Source organism: Priestia aryabhattai B8W22 (assembly GCF_000956595.1).
GTDB classification, from domain to species: Bacteria; Bacillota; Bacilli; order Bacillales; family Bacillaceae_H; genus Priestia; species Priestia aryabhattai.
Genome location: NZ_JYOO01000002.1, coordinates 96171 through 119202 on the forward strand (window position 1 = coordinate 96171; position 23032 = coordinate 119202).

The 23032-nt window shown below is 39.1% G+C and carries 20 protein-coding genes; all 20 read right to left on the reverse strand.

All coding sequences use genetic code 11. The features are described from left to right. Positions 1 to 24: 24 nt before the first annotated feature. The gene (gene ymfI, locus N178_RS01835) at positions 25 to 750 is read right to left on the reverse strand and encodes an elongation factor P 5-aminopentanone reductase (protein WP_045290058.1); all 726 of its coding nucleotides are present in this window, start codon (positions 748 to 750) and stop codon (positions 25 to 27) included. Between the two features lie 63 nt (positions 751 to 813). Continuing rightward, on the reverse strand, positions 814 to 2097 hold the full coding sequence (yfmH, locus tag N178_RS01840) for an EF-P 5-aminopentanol modification-associated protein YfmH (protein ID WP_045290060.1): 1284 nt from the start codon (positions 2095 to 2097) through the stop codon (positions 814 to 816). Then, positions 2084 to 3379 (reverse strand): EF-P 5-aminopentanol modification-associated protein YfmF, encoded by a 1296-nt coding sequence (yfmF, locus tag N178_RS01845; protein ID WP_045290062.1) that lies wholly within the window; start codon positions 3377 to 3379, stop codon positions 2084 to 2086. The genes yfmH and yfmF overlap by 14 nt, the downstream gene beginning before the upstream one ends. A gap of 258 nt (positions 3380 to 3637) precedes the next feature. After that, positions 3638 to 4597: an ABC transporter permease gene (locus N178_RS01850; RefSeq protein ID WP_045290063.1), complete on the reverse strand. Its 960-nt coding sequence runs from the start codon at positions 4595 to 4597 to the stop codon at positions 3638 to 3640. Further along, positions 4594 to 5655 (reverse strand): ABC transporter permease, encoded by a 1062-nt coding sequence (locus N178_RS01855; RefSeq protein WP_014458483.1) that lies wholly within the window; start codon positions 5653 to 5655, stop codon positions 4594 to 4596. Before N178_RS01855 ends, N178_RS01850 begins: the two co-directional genes overlap by 4 nt. Further along, positions 5652 to 7181, reverse strand: a complete 1530-nt coding sequence (locus N178_RS01860) for an ABC transporter ATP-binding protein (protein ID WP_045290065.1) — start codon at positions 7179 to 7181, stop codon at positions 5652 to 5654. Before N178_RS01860 ends, N178_RS01855 begins: the two co-directional genes overlap by 4 nt. Positions 7182 to 7300: 119 nt before the next feature. Next, positions 7301 to 8389 (reverse strand): BMP family lipoprotein, encoded by a 1089-nt coding sequence (locus tag N178_RS01865; RefSeq protein WP_045290067.1) that lies wholly within the window; start codon positions 8387 to 8389, stop codon positions 7301 to 7303. A 133-nt stretch (positions 8390 to 8522) separates the two neighbouring features. After that, positions 8523 to 9248, reverse strand: coding sequence for a GntR family transcriptional regulator (locus tag N178_RS01870; RefSeq protein ID WP_028411389.1), 726 nt, complete (start codon positions 9246 to 9248; stop codon positions 8523 to 8525). A gap of 497 nt (positions 9249 to 9745) precedes the next feature. After that, entirely contained in the window at positions 9746 to 12103 is a 2358-nt protein-coding gene (locus N178_RS01875) for an FtsK/SpoIIIE family DNA translocase (protein ID WP_045290069.1), read from the reverse strand. 138 nt (positions 12104 to 12241) lie between these two features. Continuing rightward, positions 12242 to 12451, reverse strand: coding sequence for a YlzJ-like family protein (locus tag N178_RS01880; RefSeq protein WP_028411391.1), 210 nt, complete (start codon positions 12449 to 12451; stop codon positions 12242 to 12244). Continuing rightward, positions 12448 to 13200: a ClpP family protease gene (locus N178_RS01885; protein WP_013058820.1), complete on the reverse strand. Its 753-nt coding sequence runs from the start codon at positions 13198 to 13200 to the stop codon at positions 12448 to 12450. Before N178_RS01885 ends, N178_RS01880 begins: the two co-directional genes overlap by 4 nt. Before the next feature lie 105 nt (positions 13201 to 13305). Next, positions 13306 to 14973, reverse strand: coding sequence for a ribonuclease J (locus N178_RS01890; protein ID WP_045290071.1), 1668 nt, complete (start codon positions 14971 to 14973; stop codon positions 13306 to 13308). Positions 14974 to 15167: 194 nt separating this feature from the next. Then, positions 15168 to 16040: a 4-hydroxy-tetrahydrodipicolinate synthase gene (dapA, locus tag N178_RS01895; protein WP_013058822.1), complete on the reverse strand. Its 873-nt coding sequence runs from the start codon at positions 16038 to 16040 to the stop codon at positions 15168 to 15170. 75 nt (positions 16041 to 16115) lie between these two features. After that, on the reverse strand, positions 16116 to 17348 hold the full coding sequence (gene dapG / locus N178_RS01900; protein ID WP_045290074.1) for an aspartate kinase: 1233 nt from the start codon (positions 17346 to 17348) through the stop codon (positions 16116 to 16118). A gap of 39 nt (positions 17349 to 17387) precedes the next feature. Next, positions 17388 to 18431: an aspartate-semialdehyde dehydrogenase gene (gene asd / locus N178_RS01905; RefSeq protein WP_013058824.1), complete on the reverse strand. Its 1044-nt coding sequence runs from the start codon at positions 18429 to 18431 to the stop codon at positions 17388 to 17390. 191 nt (positions 18432 to 18622) lie between these two features. Then, positions 18623 to 19228 (reverse strand): dipicolinate synthase subunit B, encoded by a 606-nt coding sequence (locus tag N178_RS01910; RefSeq protein ID WP_013058825.1) that lies wholly within the window; start codon positions 19226 to 19228, stop codon positions 18623 to 18625. Beyond that, positions 19228 to 20127, reverse strand: coding sequence for a dipicolinic acid synthetase subunit A (dpaA, locus tag N178_RS01915; RefSeq protein ID WP_045290076.1), 900 nt, complete (start codon positions 20125 to 20127; stop codon positions 19228 to 19230). The genes N178_RS01910 and dpaA overlap by 1 nt, the downstream gene beginning before the upstream one ends. A 188-nt stretch (positions 20128 to 20315) precedes the next feature. After that, positions 20316 to 20582: a YlmC/YmxH family sporulation protein gene (locus N178_RS01920; RefSeq protein WP_028410846.1), complete on the reverse strand. Its 267-nt coding sequence runs from the start codon at positions 20580 to 20582 to the stop codon at positions 20316 to 20318. Between the two features lie 98 nt (positions 20583 to 20680). Beyond that, a complete protein-coding gene (locus N178_RS01925) occupies positions 20681 to 21925 on the reverse strand; it encodes a M16 family metallopeptidase (protein ID WP_045290079.1) in 1245 nt (414 codons plus the stop codon). A 28-nt stretch (positions 21926 to 21953) separates the two neighbouring features. Beyond that, the gene (locus N178_RS01930) at positions 21954 to 22934 is read right to left on the reverse strand and encodes a polysaccharide deacetylase family protein (RefSeq protein ID WP_045290081.1); all 981 of its coding nucleotides are present in this window, start codon (positions 22932 to 22934) and stop codon (positions 21954 to 21956) included. Positions 22935 to 23032 lie beyond the last annotated feature (98 nt).

The window sequence follows — 23032 nt, forward strand, 5'->3', positions numbered from 1 at the left end:
CTTGTTTTTAATTTTATGCACACTTTATATGTACCAACCGCCATTAACCGATAATATTTGTCCCGTTATATACGAAGCACGTGAAGATATTAAATATGAAACCGCATCTGCCACTTCTTTTGGATTTCCTATTCTTCCTAAAGGGATCTCTTCAGCCAGCTCTTTAACCTCTTCTTTTGAATAGCTGGCCATCATATCCGTTTCAATCGCTCCGGGCGCAACTCCATTGACTCGAATTCCACTTAATGCAACCTCTTTTGCCAAAGCTTTTACAAACGTATTTTGTGCACCTTTTACCATAGAATAAAGGACTTCAAATGAAGCTCCTGTAAGTCCCCAAATGGAAGAAATCATGATGATTTCCCCACTTTTAGCACTAATCATTTTAGGCAGCAAAGCTTTTGTAATAACAAAGGGAGCCGTGATGTGAAGATAGATCATTTCTTCGGTTTCATTTGCCGGAGTATCTGTCATTAACCCGCTAACGCTTCGTCCGCTGTTATGAATAATAACTTCTACCGGAACAATAATCTCCTTTAAAAACTTCTCCACTCCCTCTTTACATGATAAATCCGCTTGTACTGTAAACACAGTTTTCACCTTTTCAGCTAGCTCATGTGCAAGCGCCTCTATTTTGTCTCTTCGCTGATGGTAATGCAAGATAAGCGAATATCCATCCTCAGCCAATTTTTTAGCAATCGCTGTGCCAATTCCTCCGCTTGCACCTGTCACAAGGGCAAATTTCTCCATAGCCTTCTCTCCTTTACATGCAAAAAAGCTGATGAACATCAGCTTTTTTGGCAACAATCATCTTTATTTAGGTACTACTTCACAAACCGTAAAGTTCTTTTCGTCAATAATCTCGTTTAGCACATCTTTTATTTCGTTCACCTTCAGTTTTTCCAGCGTTTCAACAATATCAAATAAATTCATATCATTAAACGCATAGCGTGTAAACTGATTAGCGATAAACTCAGGTGAGTTTAATGAACGTAAAAATCCGCCGATTTTCTTTTTACGAATACGCTCAAGTTCCTCTTCTGTTAGTGATTTTGTTTTCATTTCAAGTAAAATTTGTTTAACTCGATCATACAGCTGTTCCGGTTGATCCGTATCTCCTCCGATAAGAGCAAAACCAAATCCTCTTTCCTCCGTATAATCATACGCAAACGTTTCATCAATAAGCCCGTCTGCATACAACTCCTCATAGTACGAAGAGCTTTTTCCAAACGCGTAATCTAAAATAATATTCATTGCTAACTCGTATTTAAGCATTTCTCCGCCTGAACGCTGCGGATTTTTCGCTTTTAGCCCCACCATACATTTCGAAGACTGCACCGGCATTTTTAATACTTGTTTTTCTTGATCCACCGTTTCAGGCTCTTCGTCAAAATGACGCTGTATGTCAGAGATTTCTTTATAATCTTTTTTCTGCTGATTGTCTCGAACTTGCTTCATTACTTCTTCCGCATCAACAGGACCTACAATGAACAACAGCATGTTGCTCGGATGGTAGAACGTTTCATAGCATGTGTACAGTAAATCTTTATTAATATGTGAAATCGATTCGATCGTGCCGGCAATATCAATTTTAACAGGATGGTTTTTGTACATATTTTGAATAGTACCAAAATACAAGCGCCAGTCCGGATTGTCGTCATACATTGTAATTTCTTGACCGATAATGCCTTTTTCTTTTTCTACCGTTTTTTCTGAGAAGTACGGCTCTTGTACAAAGTCCACTAATGTTTCAAGATTTTCTTCAAAGTTAGATGTACAGCTGAATAAGTAAGCCGTGCGGGTAAAAGAAGTAAATGCATTGGCCGAAGCACCTTGTTTACTAAACTGCTGAAAGACATCTCCGTCTTCTTTTTCAAATAATTTATGCTCTAAAAAGTGGGCAATTCCATCCGGAACTTTTGTCATTTCATTTTCATTTAGTGGTACAAATTGATTGTCAATCGATCCGTAGTTTGTTGTAAAAGTGGCAAACGTTTTGTTAAACTCCGGTTTTGGCAAAATGTATACCTGCAGCCCGTTATCCATTTTTTCATGATACAGCTGTTCTTGAAGCTGCGAAAATTCAATTTTCTCCATTTTCTTCACCGCCCGTTCCTGTTAAGAAATAAATTGTATCCATTTCAATTTTCTCAGCCACTTTAATAATTTCCTGCTTAGATACCGCATCAATATGCTTTAAGTATTCGTCAATTGAAATATCTTTGCCCGTTAATTCATTATGATACATAACCTCTACTAGTCCTCGTGGAGTATCCACCGTTTCAAGCAGCTGGTTGTGAATAACGGCTTTCGTTTGAGCAATTTCGCTGTCTGTAAACGATCCTTGTTTCATTTCCTGCATTTGTTCTTTAATAATCGTAACAGCTTGGTCGTAATTTTTTGCATCAATACCCGACATGACCATTAGTAATCCTTTATGACTCTCTACTCTCGAAGCAGCATAGTAAGCTAAGCTCGCTTTTTCACGCACATTGATAAATAGCTTGGAATGTGAGAACCCTCCGAATATCCCATTGAATACTTGAAGAGCAAAATACTGTCTATCTCCGTATACAACGTTTGTACGATAGCCAATATTTAATTTCCCTTGTTTTACTTCTTGTTTTTCCACCACTTCATTTACGTTTGAGATCTCTTTAGACGTGATAGAATCTTCAATGTCTTTTTGCTGGCGCTTTGGTAAAGTAAATGTTTCTTTTACTGTTTGTAAAACCTCTTCGACTTGCAAATCGCCAATAGCATAAAGGTGAATGGCATCTTCTTTTAACACCTGCTGATAATAGGCGTACAAACTTTCACCTGTAATTTCTTCCACGTCGTCAATTTGACCGTTTACATGTAAAGAGTACGGTTCTTCCTTACACATTTCTTCAACTAGTCTTAAATTAGCATAGCGCATTTTATCATCAAATACGGCTTGAATTCGCTGACGAAGCGAACGCTTTTCTTTTGTCATAATATCTGTTAAAAAAGAGTCCCCTTCAACTGCTGGCTTTAATAAAATATCGCCAAGAAGAGCTAACGCTTTTTGCAAAAGCGGAGTTGAATCTTTCAAATATTTTTCATTCGCTATATCAATGCGAATCGTAATATCGTGGTTATCACCTTTTTTTGTTAAGTCTACTTGTAAAGTAGCACCATAAAGCTCATCTAAATATGTACGAAGCTTTGTCGTAGACGGCAGCGACTCGGTAGCGCTTTGAAGCACATAAGGTAAAAGGGCACGCATTGTCACCGTTTTCTTATCTAAAGGGGCATTTAGTTTTAAAATGAACGTGTTTGTTTTGTACTTAGCTGTTTGAATGGTATGAACAGTCAATCCTTCTAGTTCATGTTTTTGTTCAGTCAATAATTTCATATATAAACCTCCTTTTAAATTTTGATGTATTAACTAGACAATACTTCTATTTTGAATCTTTAACGCTAATTTTAGTCTTATAACCACTATATCGAATTCAAGGAAACATTTTCAAGTAACTTGCCGCGCGCTTCCTCATTTCTTTTCATATTCTTTCTCTCAATGAAAAAAAGGCGGAGAAAAGAATATGATTTCTTTGTCTCCACCTTCTATATTTATCCAACTTTAGTCATTGTTAGACCTCGTATAGAGGATTTATTAGCGGCGGCCTTTTTCATAAGGAACGCCCAGCGCTTTAGGAGCCTCAGCACGTCCTACAAAACCAGTAAGCGCTAAGATTGTTAATACGTACGGTGCAATGGTTAAAAGAACGGATGGGATATCTTGAATAACCGGAATCTGAGCTCCCGTGATACTCAAAGACTGTGCTAATCCGAAAAACATGGCTGCACCTAAAGCACCAATAGGATGCCACTTCCCAAAAATCATAGCTGCAATAGCAAGGAACCCTTGTCCAGCAATCGTTCCCGCTGCAAAGTTTGTAGCGATAGACGTAGCATACACCGCTCCGCCGATTCCAGCGAACATGCCGGAAATCATAACGCCAACGTAACGCATTCTCACAACTTTGATCCCCATCGTGTCTGCTGCCATTGGGTGTTCACCAACTGAACGAAGACGGAGACCAAACGGCGTTTTATAAATGATGTACCATACAGCAAAAGCTAGCGCAATTGCAATATAAGACGTAATAGGAACATTCGAAAATAGAATTTTACCGATTACTAGAATGTCTGATAGACCTGGAATACTTACTTTATCGATACGGAATTGGATAAAATCTGTTTGTCCTTTCCCAAAAATCTTTTTGATTAAAAAGATCGAAAGACCCGCAGCTAGAAAATTCAGCGCTACACCACTTACAGTTTGATCTGCTTTTAATGTAATACTTGCAACAGCATGAATCAGCGAGAACACAGCGCAAACAACAGCCGCAATTACTATCGCTACCCACGGGGCCCAAGCACCTAATGAATCCTGAAGTAAAAGGGTTGAAACAATACCTGTGAACGCGCCAAACATCATCAGCCCTTCTAACCCGATGTTCACGACCCCGGAACGTTCACTAAATATCCCTCCGAGCGCGGTAAAGATAAGCGGTGCAGCTGAATAAAGCGCCGCTGGAATAATAATGGCTAACACCTCTAAGAAGTTCATTTTGCTCCCCCCTTGCCTGCACGGCCAAGCACCCAGCGAATTAAATAACTAGATGCAACAAAAAAGATAATAAGCGCAATGACAATTTGAATTAATTCCGACGGTACGCCTGTCATAAAGTTCATTTGAGGAGCCGCAGTTTGCAATCCTCCGAAAAAGAATGAAGCTAATAAAATTCCAATTGCGCTGTTAGCTCCTAAAAGGGCTACGGCGATACCGTCAAACCCCGTACCTGTAAACGCAGTGAATGTGCCCATATACTGAAATGTTCCAAGCCCTTCCATTGCCCCGGCAAGCCCGGCAAAAGCGCCTGAAATCGCCATGGATAACACAATATTTCGGCCTACATTCATTCCTGCATACTGTGAAGCATGCTGATTAAAACCAACAGCTCTTAGCTCGAAGCCCTTAGCTGTTTTATTCAAAATAAACCACATTACGACGGCTGCAGCGATGGTAATAAGAATACCGTAATGAAGGCGGGAGTTATTGGTTAACTGTGCTAGAAAGCTTGATGCTAAAGATGCCGATTCTTTAATATCATACGATTTTTCATTACCCGCATATAAATACGTACGGATTAAGCTGCTCGTTGTATAAAGAGCAATATAGTTCATCATAATGGAAACAATTACTTCATGAACATGAAATTTTGCTTTTAAAAATCCTGGAATAAACGCCCAAACTGCTCCAGCTGCAGCTGCTGCTAATACAGCTAAAGGAATATGAATGACTGCTGGTAAATCAAACGCATACCCAACCCATACGGAAGCCAACCATCCAACTAAAAGCTGGCCTTCTACTCCAATGTTAAAGAGACCGGTTTTATAAGCAAACGCAACCGCAATACCAGCCAGAGCAAGAGGAGTCATGGCACGAATCGTTTCTCCAATGGCTTTTGGCGTTCCAAACATCCCGTCAAAAAGAGATTGATAGCCAAGCATTGGATCATAGCCGCCTAGTAACATAATAACCGCTCCGGCAATGAGTCCTAATATGGCCGATACAACAGGGATCAAAATCATCATTACACGTTCATTTTTCACAAGTTTATTCATGCTGTTCCACCCGCTTTCTCACGCGTACCGCCTGCCATTAATAAACCTAACTCTTGTTCATTCGTTTCTTTTGGATCTACAATGTCGACTATTTCCCCTTCATAAATAACCGCAATGCGATCGCTTAGATTCATCACTTCATCTAGTTCTAGCGAAACGAGCAGCACTGCCCGTCCTTTATCTCGTTCTTCAATCAGTTTCTTATGAATAAATTCAATAGCTCCTACGTCCAGTCCCCTCGTTGGCTGAGCTGCAATTAATAGTTCCGGACTGCGGTCTACTTCACGGGCAATAATGGCTTTTTGCTGATTTCCGCCCGATAGCGATCGCGCTTGCGTATATTCACTAGGCGTTCGTACATCATATTCTGCAATTAGTTCTTTTGCTTTTTTATACAGCTCTTTGTAATTCAAAATACCTGATTTAGACATTGGCTTTTGATAATACGTTTGAAGACCGATATTTTCACCAATTGTATAATCTAATACCAGTCCGTGCTTATGGCGATCCTGCGGAATATGTCCTACTCCAGACTCCGTAATTTTACGAGTGGATAACGTAGACAGTTCTTGATTTTTTAATGTGATCGAGCCCGACTTTATTTTTCTCAGACCCGTAATTGCCTCAATCAGCTCTGTTTGACCATTCCCATCAACACCCGCGATGCCTACAATTTCGCCTGCCCGAACGCTTAGATCAAGTGAACTTACAGCCTCTACTCCTCGGCTGTCTTCTACTACTAATTCTTTTATTGTTAACACAGCTTCTCTTGGAGTCGCTGTTTTCTTTTCAGTTTTAAAATGAACTTCTCTCCCTACCATTAAAGCAGCAAGTTCATCAGGGTTCGTCTCTTTTACGTTTACCGTGCCAACTCCCACGCCTTTTCGGATAATTGTACAGCGGTCACACACTGACATAATTTCTTTTAATTTATGCGTAATTAAAATAATCGACTTTCCTTCTTGAATTAATTTTTTCATAATTTGAATTAATTCCGTAATTTCCTGAGGTGTTAAGGCGGCAGTAGGTTCATCAAAAATAAGAATGTCGGCTCCTCTGTAAAGCGTCTTTAAAATTTCCACTCGCTGTTGCATGCCAACTGAGATATCTTGAATCTTCGCATATGGATCTACCGATAGTCCATATTGATTTGAAAGCTCTTGAATATCTTGAGCTGCTTTTTTAATATTGATTTTCCCCGTTCGCGTCGGTTCGTTCCCAAGAATAATATTTTCTGTGACTGTAAAGTTTTGAACAAGCATAAAATGCTGATGAACCATCCCAATCCCTAAGTCATTCGCTACGTTAGGGTCCGTGATTTTGACTTCTTGGCCGTTTACACGAATCTGCCCTTTTTCAGGCTGATAAAGCCCAAATAAAACGTTCATCAGCGTTGACTTACCTGCACCATTTTCTCCTAACAAAGCATGAATTTCTCCCTTTTTCACTTGGAGTGTAATATTGTCATTAGCGACAATACCGGGAAACTCTTTGCGAATATCTAGCATTTCAATAACATATTCCACTGCTTTCACTCCCTATTCCTGCCTGCTACAGGATTCTGTCTTCCGTTTTTTGGCTATGAAAAAGGCTAGTTTTCACTAGCCTTTTATCCTCATATAATCATTGCTTAACAGATATCAGCTTATTTTTTAAGCGTTTTTTCAAACTCTTTAAATTCTTTATCCGTTTGAGGCACTGTAATGTCACCGTCTAGAATTTTTTGCTTATACTCATCAACTGCTTTTAACGCATCTTTGCTTACATTATCTTGTGATGGAGCAATTCCCACTCCGTCTTCTTTTAAGCCAAACACAACTTCTTTACCACCTGGGAATTTGTCGTCCATTGCTTTTTTTGCAACATCTTCTACAGCCAAGTCAACGCGTTTAACCATCGAAGTTAACGTTACGTTTTCAGGCATACCTTCTTCATGCTGATCGCGGTCAACTCCAATTACCCAAACTTTTTTGTCTTTACCGCCTTTTGAACGATTTTTAGCTTCTGTAAATACGCCGTTTCCAGTACCGCCAGCCGCTTGATAAATAATATCAGCGCCTTTGCTGTAAATGGTAGAAGCGATAGCTGAGCCTTTTTCTGGAGAGTTAAAACTTTCCGCGTATTGAGAGATAACTTCAGCATCTGGGTTTACAGATTTAACACCTGCTTTAAATCCGTTTTCAAACTTCTTAATTAATGGCGATTCAACGCCTCCGATAAAGCCGATTTTGTTCGTTTTCGTTTGTTTCGCTGCCACTACACCTACTAAGAAAGAGCCCTGCTCTTCTTTAAATAGAATGCTCGCCACGTTATCTAATTTTGCTGACTTTAGCGTATCGTCTACCAATGCAAAGTCAGCATCTGGATACTGCTTTGCTGCTTTTTTAATATCTTCTTTTAACAAAAAGCCAATTCCATACGTCAAGTTGTAGCCACTCTCAGCAAATTTGGAAAGGTTGCTCTCGTATTCAGATGCTTTTGTAGACTGCAAATATTTATATCCAGTCCCTTCATCAAGTCCGTTGTCTTTCCCAAACTTTGTTAGACCTTCCCAAGCAGATTGGTTAAACGATTTATCATCTACCCCGCCCGTATCTGTTACCATTCCCACTTTAAAATCCGCTGCTTTTTTATCTCCGCCGCTCTTATCTGCGTCATCTGAGCTACACGCGCTTAAAAGTGTTCCTGCCGCTAATACTAGTGATAATGCAAGTCCCGTTTTACGTTTTAACATGTTTTAACCCCCTGAATAGTTTTAAAAGTATAAAGCCAATTTTCTATTTCGTCCTTGTGACCTACATTTGACACCTCCTTAAAAGGACAATGTTAAATAGTTGTAAATTTTCTGACATTTAACCATAAAAAAACTAGACGCGTTTACGCAGTACTTGGAAACTAAATTGATCTGCTTTAAAATAATTGATGGAATATAAAATGGGTTCATCATACTGGTCATAATGCATTTGTTTCAGCACAAGCAAAGCGGTTTCTGGCTCGCATTGTAAAATAGGCGAAACTTTTTCATGATAGCCTAGAGGCTCAATGTTTGCCACGGCGTATGAAATGTGCTTTCCTGCTTGTTTTTCAAGAATTTCTAGTAAAGACTCCTGTTTATATTCGAAATTTTCAGGCAATATTTTTTGAGGAACCTTGTCCATGCAATATACAACCGGCTCTCCGTTTGCCGTTCTCACCCGTTCAACAAATAAAATCTGTTCGTCTTCTCCGCAAGCAAAACGTGTTAAATCATTTTCAGACAACTCTTGTATTTGAGAAGATAAGAAGATTGTTCCGGCCTTCATACCGGCTTGTTCAATCATATGTGTTATACTATTTAATTGCTCAATCCCCGACAAAAAAGTAGGCTTCGTGTTGACAAATGTTCCCACTCCGTGTCTGCGAACAATAATATTCTCTTCTTCTAATATGCGAAGTGCCTCACGTAGCGTTGCGCGGCTGACCCCTAGCTGCTTTGATAAATCAAACTCTGAAGGGAGTCTTTCCTTTTCTTTAAAAATTCCTTTTTCTATATTTTGTTTAATTTTATCAATCACTTGTAAATACAAGTGCCGATTATCCGCACGTATAGACATCACTCTTCCTCCATATTAAAAAGTCATCAGACCTCTGATGTTCGACTACTTAATCGAAAATAATATATCATTTTTCGACAGATAAATAAATAGGTTATATTAATTTTTTGTTAAAATTTTTAATGTTTTTTTAAAAAAATGAATTTTTGTTATTTTTTAATGTCAGCATACCTAACAACCTGCTTTTCTTCTAATATTAGATAAAAACCAAACATTTTAGTCATTAAATTTTTTAATATTCGTTTTTATTTCATTTATTTAGCATGACATATTTTTGTATAATACTATTCTTACCGTCTCTTCTTCCATAAAAAAATGAGGTTGAGACATAACTAAATGAATCCAACCTAAAGACGAACAAATGGGATACATGAGCTGAACTGCTTGCGACACCATAACAAAAAAACGAACCGCTAATCAAACTTTTTGATTAATGGTTCGTTTTTCACTTCAGCTAAAATAATTTTATCCCAGCCTCATCTTTTCTAGTAACATTATTAAGATCCAACATCTTCATTTTGCTGAGAAATCAGCACCGAACGCGGCTTGCTTCCTTCATAAGGTCCCACCACTCCACGCTCTTCCATCGCATCGATTAAGCGTGCAGCCCGGTTATAGCCAATTCGAAAGCGTCGCTGCAGCATAGAAACAGAAGCTGTTTGCATTTCTGCCACAAGCTGAACCGCTTCGTCATATAGCTCATCTGCAAAATCATCGACTTGTTCAGGGGCATCTGTTGGAATCATTTCTTCTTGATACTGTGCTTTTTGCTGTGCAATTACAAAATCAACAATCTCTTCTACTTCTTCATCTGATAAAAAGGCACCTTGCACACGCACAGGTTTTGAAGCTCCAACAGGCATAAACAGCATATCTCCTCTTCCTAGAAGCTTCTCAGCTCCTCCCATATCTAAGATCGTACGAGAGTCAGTTTGTGAAGATACGCTAAAAGCAATTCGGGAAGGAATGTTTGCTTTAATAACTCCAGTAATAACATCTACTGATGGTCGCTGTGTAGCAATAATCAAATGAATGCCGGCAGCACGAGCCATTTGAGCAAGACGTGTGATCGAATCTTCGACGTCAGATGAAGCAACCATCATCAAGTCAGCCAACTCATCGACGATCACCACAATATAAGGAAGAGTCGGCTGTTTTGCATCGGCGTCTCCATCATCATTCATACGTTTTACTAAATCGTTATATCCTTCAATGTTTCTCGTTCCGCTGTGTGAGAACAACTCATAACGTCGCTCCATTTCACTTACAACTTTCTTTAATGCTTGAGAAGCTTTTTTCGGATCTGTTACGACAGGAGCCAATAAATGCGGAATACCATTGTACATATTCAGCTCAACCATTTTAGGGTCAATCATCATTAATTTTACTTCATGAGGCTTTGTTCTCATTAAAATACTAATAATAATACCGTTGATACACACACTTTTTCCGCTTCCTGTTGCCCCTGCTACAAGCATATGAGGCATTTTATTAAGCTCTGCTAGCACAGCTTCTCCTGAAATATCTCTTCCTAAACCAACTAATAGCTTTTTATCCGGTCGGTTATTTTCAGTTGCTTCAAGTACTTCTCTAAGTGAAACCATCGCTACTTCTTCGTTCGGCACTTCAATTCCTACCGCTGATTTCCCCGGAATTGGAGCTTCAATCCGAATATCTTTGGCAGCTAATGCAAGTGCTAGATCATCACTTAAATTGACAATCTTACTTACTTTGACTCCTACATCAGGATATACTTCATACTTTGTAACAGCTGGCCCAAGGTGAACTTTTGCCACTTTTGCTTTTACGCCGAAACTTTGAAACGTTTTTTCAAGTTTTTCGGCATTTTTATAAATGTTTTTATGCTCTTTTGCCTGGTTACTTTTCTTTGGCATCGTTAATAGCTTGATAGGAGGCAGCTCATACTCTTTATTTTCCGTTTCAGTAAATGTAATCATAGGAGCTTTTTCTTCTTCCTGTTCCTTTTGCGGCCTTGGCTGTTGCGGTGCAGCAGCTAAGGGCTTCGATTCCATAACCGGCGGCACCGGAGCTATAGGAGCAGCAGGAGATTGACTAGACTCTTCCTCTCCATAATCAAAGTGTTCAATAATTGGAGGCGAAGGTGCTTCTACTTCTATTTCCACGCTTTCTTCAGGTTCTTGAACAACTTTTTCTTGGCGTCTCTTTTTTGTTGCTTTAGGGGCTTTTTTCTTTTTATGCTTCCACGTCTGAATATCTTGCCAGCCTTCTTTTAACTCCGTTGTTAAAAAATTCACTAGAGGTGACAGAAGTTTTAATACCGTTTCGTGAAGCGAACGTCCGGTAATGAGCAGTACCCCAATCACAATAAGCAAGGCAGCGATAAGTTCTGTTCCTAAGCTATCAAACAGATAGTAGAACATGGCAAACATAATAGCCCCTATCATTCCTCCACCTAAATCACTGTGATTCGATTGGCCCGTTGCTTCGAGCATATACAAATCCCACGTATTCATAATGACAGATGGATCTGTAAAGGTTCCGTTTTTCGATAAATTTTCAAATAACGTCACGTGACTAAACAGTAAGATAGATAAAATAATGAGATATGTACCGATAAGCTGCCGCGTCACTAAAGGAGGCATTTCTCTTTTCCAAATAATATAAACAGATAGAATAACCATTCCGATTAAACACAGCATATACCACTCGCCAATAAATAAGCGGACCACTAGTACAAGAGCCTGTCCTACAGCACCGAGTCCTGCCATGGCAATTAACGTTAACGCTAATAAAAATAAGCCAATAAGCTCAAAGCGCAATATGCGTTTCCATTCATCCTTTTTTATTTGACCTCTTCGTTTTTTCTTTGCCATTTTTCCACTCCAATCAACGTCCAACACCCTATGTTGATTTTGTTTCTTTTATCAGTTGAATAAAAAAGCAGCCAATACAGCGGCTGCCTTCTTCGTCATATTCATTATACCATATTCACCATAATTATACTGAAATCCTTACGACAAAATTTGACCAGGATAATAATTTTCATTCAAATAATCTTGAGGATTCGTGCTTAAAACCCTCACAATTTGCTGTTGTTTTTGTTCATTTTCTTCGACGATAACCGGGATTCCATTATGGTTGATAAGCTTTGGCTGAGATTGTTCTTGATGATAAGACTGCTGAAAAATCAGTTCTTGCGGCATCATTGTATATAAAATCATTGCAGCAGCTGCTCCTCATTCTGACGTCCTTGCTCAATCAGTTCATTCAATTTTTTGATTGCTTGAGCAACTCCGCCTACTTCGTTAATTAACCCGTATGAAACAGCATCTCCGCCAACTACATTTGTTCCGATATCACGCGTTAAGTTCCCTTTTGAAAACATAAGTTCTTTAAACTTTTCTTCTGAAATATGAGAATGTTCTCTTACAAAGTTAATTACGCGCTCTTGCATTTTATCTAAGTATTCAAAGGTTTGCGGTACACCAATAACAAGACCCGTTAAGCGAATAGGATGAATGGTCATGGTCGCTGTACCGGCAATATACGAATAATCAGTTGAAACCGCAATTGGAACACCGATTGAATGTCCGCCTCCTAACACAATAGATACAGAAGGCTTGGATAACGAAGCAATCATTTCAGCAATAGCAAGACCCGCTTCTACATCTCCACCTACTGTATTCAAAATAATAAGCAATCCTTCAATTTTTGGATTTTGTTCGATCGCCACAATTTGCGGGATGACATGCTCATATTTTGTCGTTTTATTTTGAGGAGGCAGCTGCATGTGCCCTTCGATTTGTCCTACAATCGTTAAACAGTGAATATTAGAATCCTGGGGAAGCTGAGCCACGTTGGTCTGTCCTAATTGTTGAATTTTATCTAATATTCCGCCCTTGCTTTCTTCATTTTTATTAGGCTGCTGAGGCGCTTCATCAGAATGTAATCTTTCGTTATTTTCAAACATATTCTAGCTCCTTTCACTTATTGATAGTAGTAGTATGAACTTCTCATAGTTATTACATCCGCATCAGCTGCAAATAAAAAGCCTTCCCAGCGGGAAGGCTTCACATTAGATCTCCATGATAATCGGTAAAATCATCGGTTTACGACGGGTTTTTTCATATAAAAATTGATTTAAACTTTCTCTCATTTTTAATTTTAATGAAGACCACTCGATCACTTTGTCTTCCATACACTTTTCTAAAATTTGCTGAACAATCTTCGTTGCTTCTTCTAAAAGCTTTTCTGATTCTCTTACATAGACGAATCCGCGGGAGATGATTTCTGGCCCCGCTACTACTGTTTTTTGGCGTTTATTAATCGTAACTACTACCGTTAAGATTCCGTCCTGTGACAGCAGCCTGCGATCTCTCAGAACGATATTTCCAATATCACCGACGCCTAGTCCATCAATGAGCGTATTTCCCGCTTGAATAGAACCGCTAGGGTACATGCGAGCATCTTTAAACTCAACTCGCTCACCTTTTTCAAGCAAACAAATATGATCTTCTGATATTCCTAATTGACCGGCCAGCTTTGCATAAGCTTTTTGTTTTCGATACTCTCCATTCACAGGCATGACATATTTCGGCTTTGTTAAGTTAATCATAAATTTTAATTCTTCTTGACTGCCGTGTCCGGAAGCCTGGACTTTTTTCTGAGCAAATACTACGCTTGCTCCTAAACGAAAGATGACGTCAATTGTTTTTGAAAAGGTCGTTTCGTGCCCCGCCATAGGTGTAGCAGCCAGCAGGACCGTGTCATCTTGTTTAATTTGAATAAATTTATGGGACTGTTTAGCCATTCGAGTAAGACCTGAAATCGGCTCTCCGTGATGACCTGTTGTTAAAATAACCGTTTCATGTTCTGAAAGATCTTTTAGCTTTTGCACAGGAACAATTAAATCCTCAGGCAGCTGCAAATGTCCAAGTTTTGCTGCAATATCAATGATTTTCAGCATACTTTTTTCCATAACAACTAACTTACGGCCATGCTGATATGCGGCATAAATGATTTGCTGAATACGGTGCAGATTGGAACTGTATGCAGCAACAATGATTCGACCTTTGCTTTTATAAAAAGCGTCGGTAATATTTTGTCCGATGACGGCTTCGGAAACAGTATAGCCTGGCTTATCCGCATTTGTACTGTCTGAAAGCAAACACAGGACGCCTTTTTCCCCAATGGCAGCCATTTTTCCAATATCAGCGCTTTGAATGCTGACTGAATTTTGATCAAATTTAAAATCACCTGTATATACAATTGCACCTTGATTTGTTTGTAAACAAATGCCGACTGAATCTTGTATGCTGTGCTGCGTTCTAAAAAATGAAATATCCACTCCTTCAAACGATAAAACCGTTGACGAAGTGATAGGATGTAAAGCTTCATATTTTTTAATTCCATACTCTTTTAACTTTTCTTTGATAAGTGCTAGCGTTAATTCTGTACCATATACCGGCACGTCCAATTTTTGAAGTATAAAGGGAATAGCGCCAATTTGCTCTTCGTGTCCATGAGTAACAAATATGCCTTTTACGTTCTGCTGATTTTCTACTAAATATGTAATGTCAGGAATAACAATATCAATTCCTAACATTTCTCCCCCCGGAAACTTTGATCCTGCATCTAACACATATATGTTTTCATTGATTTCCACCACATACATGTTTTTTCCAAGTTCTCCGACTCCACCCAAGGCTGAAATTTTAATATTTTCTGTCTTTTCTAGTACCATAAGTTCCTCCTACTTACTTTCACCCGTACAATTTCATTTGCTTACATTATAACTGAAGTAAGAATTGGAATACAAGAAATTTCATTCGTCTATTTCCGTCATCTGCTCTTCTATTATCTTATAAGAAAAAAACGTCTCTTCACCGACTCGTATATACGGTCAATGAAGAGACGTTTAAAAAACATACTTATAGCTTATAGCGTATTTAATGTGCTGACTAACGTTTGGCGTTCTTCTTCCGTTAACGGAACTAGAGGTAATCGTACCGATCCTACGTCTAACCCTTTTAGCTGTAAAGCTGTTTTAACAGGCGTTGGACTTGGAGCCGCAAAAAGAGATTTCATCACAGGTACAATACGCTGATGAATTTTTGCTGCTTCTTTCGGATTTCCTGACTCATATAACTTAACCATCTCTTGCATTTCATTTCCAATAACGTGAGAGGCAACAGAAATAATGCCAGTTCCTCCAATTGCCAATACCGGCAGTGTTAAGCCATCATCACCGCTGTATAAAGCAAAATCATCGCTTGTTTGTGCGATAATAGCTGTCATCGCGTCAAGGTCTCCGCTTGCATCTTTTAACGCTACAACATTTGGCAGTTCAGCTAGGCGTACAATTGTATCAACAGACATATTGATCACGGATCGCCCTGGAATATTGTATAACATGACAGGCAGCTCTGTACTTTCAGCAATTGTTTTAAAGTGCTGATATAAGCCTTCCTGATTTGGCTTGTTGTAATAAGGTGCTACAATCATAATCGCATCTACGCCGATTTCTTCTGCCTTTTTCGTTAATTCAATTGATGCATACGTATTGTTGCTTCCTGTACCTGCAACAACAGGTACGCGGCCATCTACTACCTTTACTGAGTGGCGGAACAGCGCCAGCTTTTCTTCTGTTGAAAGCGTAGGAGATTCACCCGTTGTTCCGGCAATAACCAACGCATCCGAACCGTTGCTAATTAAATAGTTAATAAGCTGCGTTGTTTTTTCAAAATCAATGTTTCCTTTATGATCAAAAGGCGTTACCATCGCTGTTGCGACTTTCCCAAAATCAATCATGTTTTCACTCCTTGAAATTGCATTATCCCTATTCATATAATGAACCGTTAGCTTATAGCTAACGGAACATGTAGTTTATCTCTTTTGCGGTGCTTTTGACAAGTCAAAGGCACCATGAAGAGCATTAACAGCTTTCTTTAAATCCTCTTCTTTTACAAGCACCCAAATCGTTGTATGGCTGTCAGCAGATTGTAAAATCTGAATACCTTCGCCAGAAAGGGCTGTAACAATTTTAGATGTAACACCAGGCACCCCTGCAATTCCTGCTCCAACAGTTGACACTTTAGCGCAGTTGCGAATAACAGCCGGCTCATACCCTAGCGTATGAAGCACATCAATTGCTTTGTCAGTTGCTTCATCTGTTACCGTATAGACAACACCCTTCGGTGAAATATTGATAAAATCTACGCTGATTTTTTCTTGTGCCATTGCTTTGAATACTTCTGCTTGCGTATCATAATGGCCTTCTTTACTAAAAACTTTAATTTGAGTGACGTTGGATACGTGTGCAATGCCTGTTACAAGGCGTTCTTGCACATCGCTTCCACGCTGCTGTGCTTCACCTTGAGATGTAACGAGCGTACCTTCTGAATCAGCATATGTGGAACGGACGCGCATCGGTACTTTTGCTTGCATGGCAATCTCTACGGCACGTGGGTGAACTACTTTTGCACCTTGATAAGCCATGTTGCATATTTCGTTATATGTGACAACCGATAGCGGTCTTGCATCTTCTACAATACGCGGGTCAGCCGTCATCACGCCTTCTACATCCGTAAAAATATCAATGTAATCAGCCATAAGGGCCGCACCTAAAGCTGAAGCAGATGTATCGCTGCCTCCGCGTCCAAGCGTTGTTGTATCACCTTCAGTAGTTGCCCCTTGAAATCCTGTTACAACAACGACATCATATTCTTCTAATTCTTTTAACAAACGGTCGCATTTCATTTCTAGTATCTTGGCATTGGTAAAATCATTATTCGTCACAAATCCAGCCTGTGCACCGTTTAATGCTGTAGCTTTAATGCCATTTTCGTTTAATAAATTCGTAAACACAACCGATGAAATTAATTCTCCGCATGCCATAAGCATATCAAGCTCACGTTTATTAAGAGACGCTTTATTTCCATCAACAAGTGAAAGCAATGTATCCGTTGCATACGGCTCACCTTTTCGTCCCATTGCCGATACAACAACGACTACTTTGTAACCTTCACTTAATGCATTGTTTAAATGATAGATTGCTCTCGCTCTTCCTTCTTCGTTACGAACGGAAGTTCCTCCAAATTTTTGGACGATTATTTTCATACTTACACCTCATCATGTTCCGAGACACTCTGGTTGCGCTTATTTTACTAAGCTAAGCTTAATAAGTGATTCTGCAATTTGTACAGAATTCCAAGCTGCACCTTTTAACAAGTTATCAGAAACGATCCACATATGGAAACCGTTATCGCGATCTAAATCTTTACGAATACGGCCGACAAACACATCTCGTTTACCTACACAATCTGCTGGCATTGGATATACTTGATTTTCTGGATCATCTTGCAATACGATACCAGGTGCATCAGCCAATAAATTTTTCACATCAGCTACCGTTACACCGTCTTTTTCAATTTCAATGTACACTGACTCTGAATGACCTGTTACAACCGGTAGACGAACACAAGTAGCAGCTACTGGCAATTCAGGCATGCTCATAATTTTCTTCGTTTCATTAATCATTTTCATTTCTTCAAATGTAAAACCGTTATCTTGAAATTTATCAATTTGCGGAATGGCATTAAAAGCAATTTGATAATGTTTTTTATCTCCACCAACCGGTAAAATTTCCGGTGTAAACTCTTTTTCTTCTAAAATAGCTTTAGCTTGTTCTTTTAATTCATTAATTGCAGCAGCGCCTGCTCCAGAAACGGCTTGATACGTTGATACTAGCACTTTAGATAAACCGTATGTTTCGCGTAATGGCTGTAATGCTGCTACCATTTGAATTGTAGAGCAGTTTGGATTAGCAATGATTCCGTTATGTGCGTGTAATGCGTCTTCATTCACTTCCGGCACAACTAACGGGACATTTTCATCCATTCGATAAGCGCTTGTGTTGTCTACAACGATTGCTCCGCGTTTTACTGCCTCTGGTGCAAGTGCTTTTGAAATGCTCCCGCCTGCACTGAATAAAGCAATGTCTACGCCTTCAAAGCTATCAGGAGTTGCTTCTTGCACAACAACTTCTTCTCCGTTAAACAACACTTTTTTACCAGCTGAACGAGCTGAAGATAATAACGTTAATTTACCAACTGGAAAATTACGCTCCTGTAGGGTTTTAATCATTTGTTGTCCTACTGCACCTGTTGCTCCTACTACTGCTACATGTAATTCTCTTGTCATTTTAATACCGCCTCCAACAATTTTCAACTACTCAACATTTATCTGCATATACTGACTATTTTAACATATTATTATGCTTCATTGCGTCAAAGAAGAGAAGATTTTTAAAATCTTCTCTTCTTTGAGATTGAGAGTTCTCTTACAGCCGCAGTATTGAATAGATTCATGCAGCAGCAAGAGGCATATATGTCCTATGACTCTTGACCGTCGCGGAACCTTTCGACAATAACAGGCTGAATCTGTTTATCTTCAAGCGCTGCGTACACCGTATCTGATAGCATCGTCATACGCGCTACCATTGAATTTGGCTTAAGCACCGGGTCGTCTTGACCAAATGGAATAAAATAAATATTTTTAGTCGCCATTAGCCTCATTAAGTTTACACCATTTAGCCCTAGTGCGTCATTAGTCGAAATTCCCAGTACCACCGGCTTATTATTACGAAGCGTTGCTTTAGCTGCCATGAGTACCGGAGATTCAGTCATTGCATTTGCAAACTTACTCATCGTATTCCCAGTGATTGGGGCAACCACCATACAATCAAGCGGAATTTTTGGTCCTAGAGGCTCTGCTTTTACAATTGTATTGATGACGGCGTGACCTGTTAATTCCTCAATTTTCTTCACCCAGTCTTCTCCATCTCCAAAACGAGTATTTGTGGATTGTACAGTGTAAGAAACAACCGGTAACACTTCTGCTCCCAAATTAACAAGCTTTTCAATTTCTGGCATAACCGCATCATACGTACAGTGAGATCCCGTCAAGCCGAATCCTATTCTTTTACCTTTTAATGACATTATTTTTTCTCCTCTCTCGCATCCGCAGCGTCTTTTAATAAATTCACTAATACATTAGCGACAATCTGACCTGCTGTTTTTGGAGCCACAATTCCTGGAAGACCAGGTGCTAAAATAGCTTTAATTCCTCGTTTTTCTGCATAGCGGAAATCGGTTCCTCCAGGCTTTGAAGCTAAATCAATAATGAGCGCATGGGTCGGGACATTAGATAATGTCTTAGCCGTTAAGATGGGGTATGGAATGGTGTTAATACATATATCACTATCAGCAATTTCTTTATCGAGTTCAGATAGATAGAAAGGCTGCAAACCCATTTCAGCAATACGTGCTAGATGTTCAGATTTTCTAGCTCCTACTTTTACATTGGCACCAAGTGCAGCAAAGGACCTCGCCACGCTCATTCCTACTCTTCCTAAACCTAGGACAGAAATATTTGAACCGTGAATGGTAAAATCCGTATGTTGAATAACAAGCATGATGGTACCTTCAACAGTAGGAATAGAGTTATAAATTGCTACATCATCACGCTCAAATAGCTGAACGAGTTTACGGTTTGTCGTTTTGACTAATTCGTTTAAATACCCATTGCTAATACCAGAATAAATAATGCAGTGCTCAGGCGTTTTTTTAAGTATTCCTTCAGTCAAGACTACTTTTTCATTTGAAAAAATAGTATCTACTTGCCCTTCGTGATTTGTTCCAGGCACTGGAAGGATGATGGCGTCAACATCTGAAAAATCCAGCTCCTCTATCTGATATTTCGTCGCACCTGTAAAACCATGATCTAGCTGATCAAAACCAATAAGAGAGGTTTTTGCATCTAATTGAATTAATTTTCGAATGACTTCAAGCTGCCTAGCATCACCGCCAATTACAGCTATGTGCAAATCCGTTAACATGTTTCATTTTCACCTTCTTTAACATTAAATAGATGTATCCTTCGCTTAAACCATCGAGATGTAAAGTGCTATCATTACGCCCTAGAATGCCTATTGCTTTTCTTCAACATACTATGTAAACACACAGGAATCGGTGAATCTTTATCCCTGAAAATAAAAGAAACGAGATGCAGGAAGCATCTCGTTTCTTATTTTGTTGACTCATTGTTTATGTCTTCTAGCTGCTGGACATTTACAATCACCATATCTGTACCAATTTTTTCGATATTCCCCCAAGGCACTCGCACTTCATCTCCTTGTTTTCGAAACCCAAACCACTTCACGGATGGAATAATAAGCGCATTAATTTGTCCCGTATGTTCATTAATTTCAAGATCTGTTTGCCCTAAAATACCCAAACGCTCTGCTCGCTTAACATCTACAATTTCTTTTCCACTCAGTTCGCTTAATCTCATAGAATCCCTCCTTTCATCTAATTTATTGAACAACCATACAAAAAATGACAAAAAAATAAGGCTGGCTCAATTATTTTAGCCAACCTTACTTTTACTGTTTAATTTCCTTTAAAGCCTTTAGGTAAATCTCCACTCGGGCTTATTAACGAAAGAGCAAATTCATCTTTGAAAATATCTCGCGCAAGACCATTTACACTATCTTTAGTCACGGCATTAACAAGGTCTAAAATCTCATCTAATGAACGGTGATAGCCTAGCATTAACTCATTTTTTCCGTTTCTGCTCATACGGCTGTTTGTACTTTCAAGACTCAGCATTAAGTTTCCTTTCAGCTGCTCTTTGCTGTTAGCAAGTTCTTTATCCGTAATACCTTTGTCTTTCAGATCATAAAGCGTTTCTTGAACCGTATCATATAATACGTCGAGCTGATGGCTTCCCGTTCCCCCATAAATCGTTACAAGACCGCTGTCTCGGTAAGAAGAATGATAAGAGAAAACAGAGTAAGCCAAGCCGCGCTGTTCGCGGACTTCTTGGAACAAACGACTGCTCATACTTCCACCAAGCACGTTGTTTAATACAATTAAGCTATATACATCTTCTCCGCCGATTGGCAAGCCTTTAAATCCAAGGCAAAGATGAGCTTGTTCTGTCTCCTTTTTGCGCGCAATATGATTTGTATGGAACTCTGGCTGAACATATTGATGAGCGGAATGACTTGACGTATATGTACCGAAATAGTTTTCCACCTGTTTAATAAAACTCTCATCAATGTTTCCAGCTACTGAAATAACGATGTTTTCAGGAATATACATTTGCTCCATATACTGACGAAGCGAATCACCGTTAAATGTTTTTAAGGTATCTTCCGTTCCTAAAATTGGATAGCCTAATGGATGATTGCCATATACGGCTTTTCCTAATAGATCGTGTACAATATCATCAGGTGTATCTTCATACATTTTAATTTCTTCATATACAACATTTTTTTCACGAGCTAATTCCTCTTCATCAAATGAAGAATTAAAGAACATATCCGCCAGCACATCTAGCGCTTGATCTGCGTGTTCGTCTAATACTTTTGCATAGTAGCACGTGTATTCTTTAGAAGTGAATGCATTGACTTGTCCGCCAATGCGGTCGAAGCTTTCTGCAATCTCACGAGCAGATCTTGTTTTTGTTCCTTTAAAAAACATATGTTCAAGAAAATGTGATACACCATTAATTTCAGGGTGTTCACTTCGAGAACCCGTTCCGATCCATACCCCAATGGCCACAGATCGAACAGTTGGGATATTTTCCAATACAATTCTTACACCATTTTTGCACGTATATCGTTTTATCAAGCTAGTGCCTCCCTTTTGCTTATCTCACTTACTTCTTAGTAGAAGAAGGTATTTTCATCATTCTTTCTTCATCTAGCATTGTTGACACATCGCTAACTTTCAGGCCTTTGCGTTCAATGTCGGTTAACAATTGGTCAAGCGATTCAGCCGTTGATTCAGTCGGGTGCATCAGTACAATAGCCCCTGGATGAATCTTTTTCATTACTCGATTAATTAACACTTCTGAACTTGGTTTTTGCCAATCGATTGTATCAACTGTCCACATGATTGTACTCATTTTTAACTGAGAAGCAAGCGTTACTACTTCGGGGCGAAAACTGCCGCTCGGCGGAGCAAACCATTTTACTTTTTGTCCCGTAGTAGATGTAATAATATCATTCGTTTTTTTAAGCTGCTGATTGATTTGACTAGCCGATAAAGTGGCCATATCAGGATGAGAATAAGAGTGGTTTCCTACTTCATGCCCTGCGTCTACAATCATTTTTGCCATATCTGGATTATTTTTAACCCATTTCCCTTCTAAAAAAAAGGTTGCTTTAGCATGGTGCTTTTTTAGCACTTCTAACATTTTAGGCAAATACTCGTTCCCCCATGCTACGTTCACTGTAAACGATACCATAGGCTTTTCATCGTGTCCACGGTAGATAGGTTCCTGTGGTAAATCTCTCAAGTGAACCTTTGGTCTAACCTGTTTGTACACTAGTTTTTTTTCATCAAATTTACCCGCAGGTTTCATATTTTTATAAGAAGCAGCAAGATCAACTTTTATACCGTTATAGCCAGGAACCCGTTTCCAAACGGGATCGATTCGTGCATTCGCTGCTGGCTTTTCATAATCTTTTGCTTTTTCTTCAATCTTTTGATATAACGCATCATGCTGAGCTGATACAAGTTGTACATCGGATTTAAGTGCTTCTATATATGCTTCAGCAAAAGGATTATAAATACATTTATATGTAATTGCCAGTAAAAATAGAAATGCTGTAAATTGCACAATGGTTCTCTTCACTTATCCTTCCCCCTTTACCATTTAAAATATGTATAAAGAGGACAAGGTAGAACAAACATCTACAAACGATAAAATCGCCCTACACATGGATTTTCTTC

Excerpts from the sequence above, each read along its gene's own strand:
- N178_RS01910 (WP_013058825.1), bottom strand. The coding sequence starts at position 19,228 with ATGTCATTAAAAGGTAAAAGAATAGGATTCGGCTTGACGGGATCTCAC.
- N178_RS01875 (WP_045290069.1), bottom strand. The coding sequence starts at position 12,103 with ATGGCAAAGAAAAAACGAAGAGGTCAAATAAAAAAGGATGAATGGAAA.
- yfmH (WP_045290060.1), bottom strand. The coding sequence starts at position 2,097 with ATGGAGAAAATTGAATTTTCGCAGCTTCAAGAACAGCTGTATCATGAA.
- N178_RS01920 (WP_028410846.1), bottom strand. The coding sequence starts at position 20,582 with ATGAGATTAAGCGAACTGAGTGGAAAAGAAATTGTAGATGTTAAGCGA.
- N178_RS01870 (WP_028411389.1), bottom strand. The coding sequence starts at position 9,248 with ATGTCTATACGTGCGGATAATCGGCACTTGTATTTACAAGTGATTGAT.
- N178_RS01850 (WP_045290063.1), bottom strand. The coding sequence starts at position 4,597 with ATGAACTTCTTAGAGGTGTTAGCCATTATTATTCCAGCGGCGCTTTAT.
- asd (WP_013058824.1), bottom strand. The coding sequence starts at position 18,431 with ATGACAAGAGAATTACATGTAGCAGTAGTAGGAGCAACAGGTGCAGTA.
- dapA (WP_013058822.1), bottom strand. The coding sequence starts at position 16,040 with ATGATTGATTTTGGGAAAGTCGCAACAGCGATGGTAACGCCTTTTGAT.
- N178_RS01885 (WP_013058820.1), bottom strand. The coding sequence starts at position 13,200 with ATGTTTGAAAATAACGAAAGATTACATTCTGATGAAGCGCCTCAGCAG.
- N178_RS01880 (WP_028411391.1), bottom strand. The coding sequence starts at position 12,451 with ATGATTTTATATACAATGATGCCGCAAGAACTGATTTTTCAGCAGTCT.
- dapG (WP_045290074.1), bottom strand. The coding sequence starts at position 17,348 with ATGAAAATAATCGTCCAAAAATTTGGAGGAACTTCCGTTCGTAACGAA.
- dpaA (WP_045290076.1), bottom strand. The coding sequence starts at position 20,127 with ATGTTAACGGATTTGCACATAGCTGTAATTGGCGGTGATGCTAGGCAG.
- N178_RS01890 (WP_045290071.1), bottom strand. The coding sequence starts at position 14,973 with ATGGTACTAGAAAAGACAGAAAATATTAAAATTTCAGCCTTGGGTGGA.
- yfmF (WP_045290062.1), bottom strand. The coding sequence starts at position 3,379 with ATGAAATTATTGACTGAACAAAAACATGAACTAGAAGGATTGACTGTT.
- N178_RS01865 (WP_045290067.1), bottom strand. The coding sequence starts at position 8,389 with ATGTTAAAACGTAAAACGGGACTTGCATTATCACTAGTATTAGCGGCA.
- ymfI (WP_045290058.1), bottom strand. The coding sequence starts at position 750 with ATGGAGAAATTTGCCCTTGTGACAGGTGCAAGCGGAGGAATTGGCACA.
- N178_RS01855 (WP_014458483.1), bottom strand. The coding sequence starts at position 5,655 with ATGAATAAACTTGTGAAAAATGAACGTGTAATGATGATTTTGATCCCT.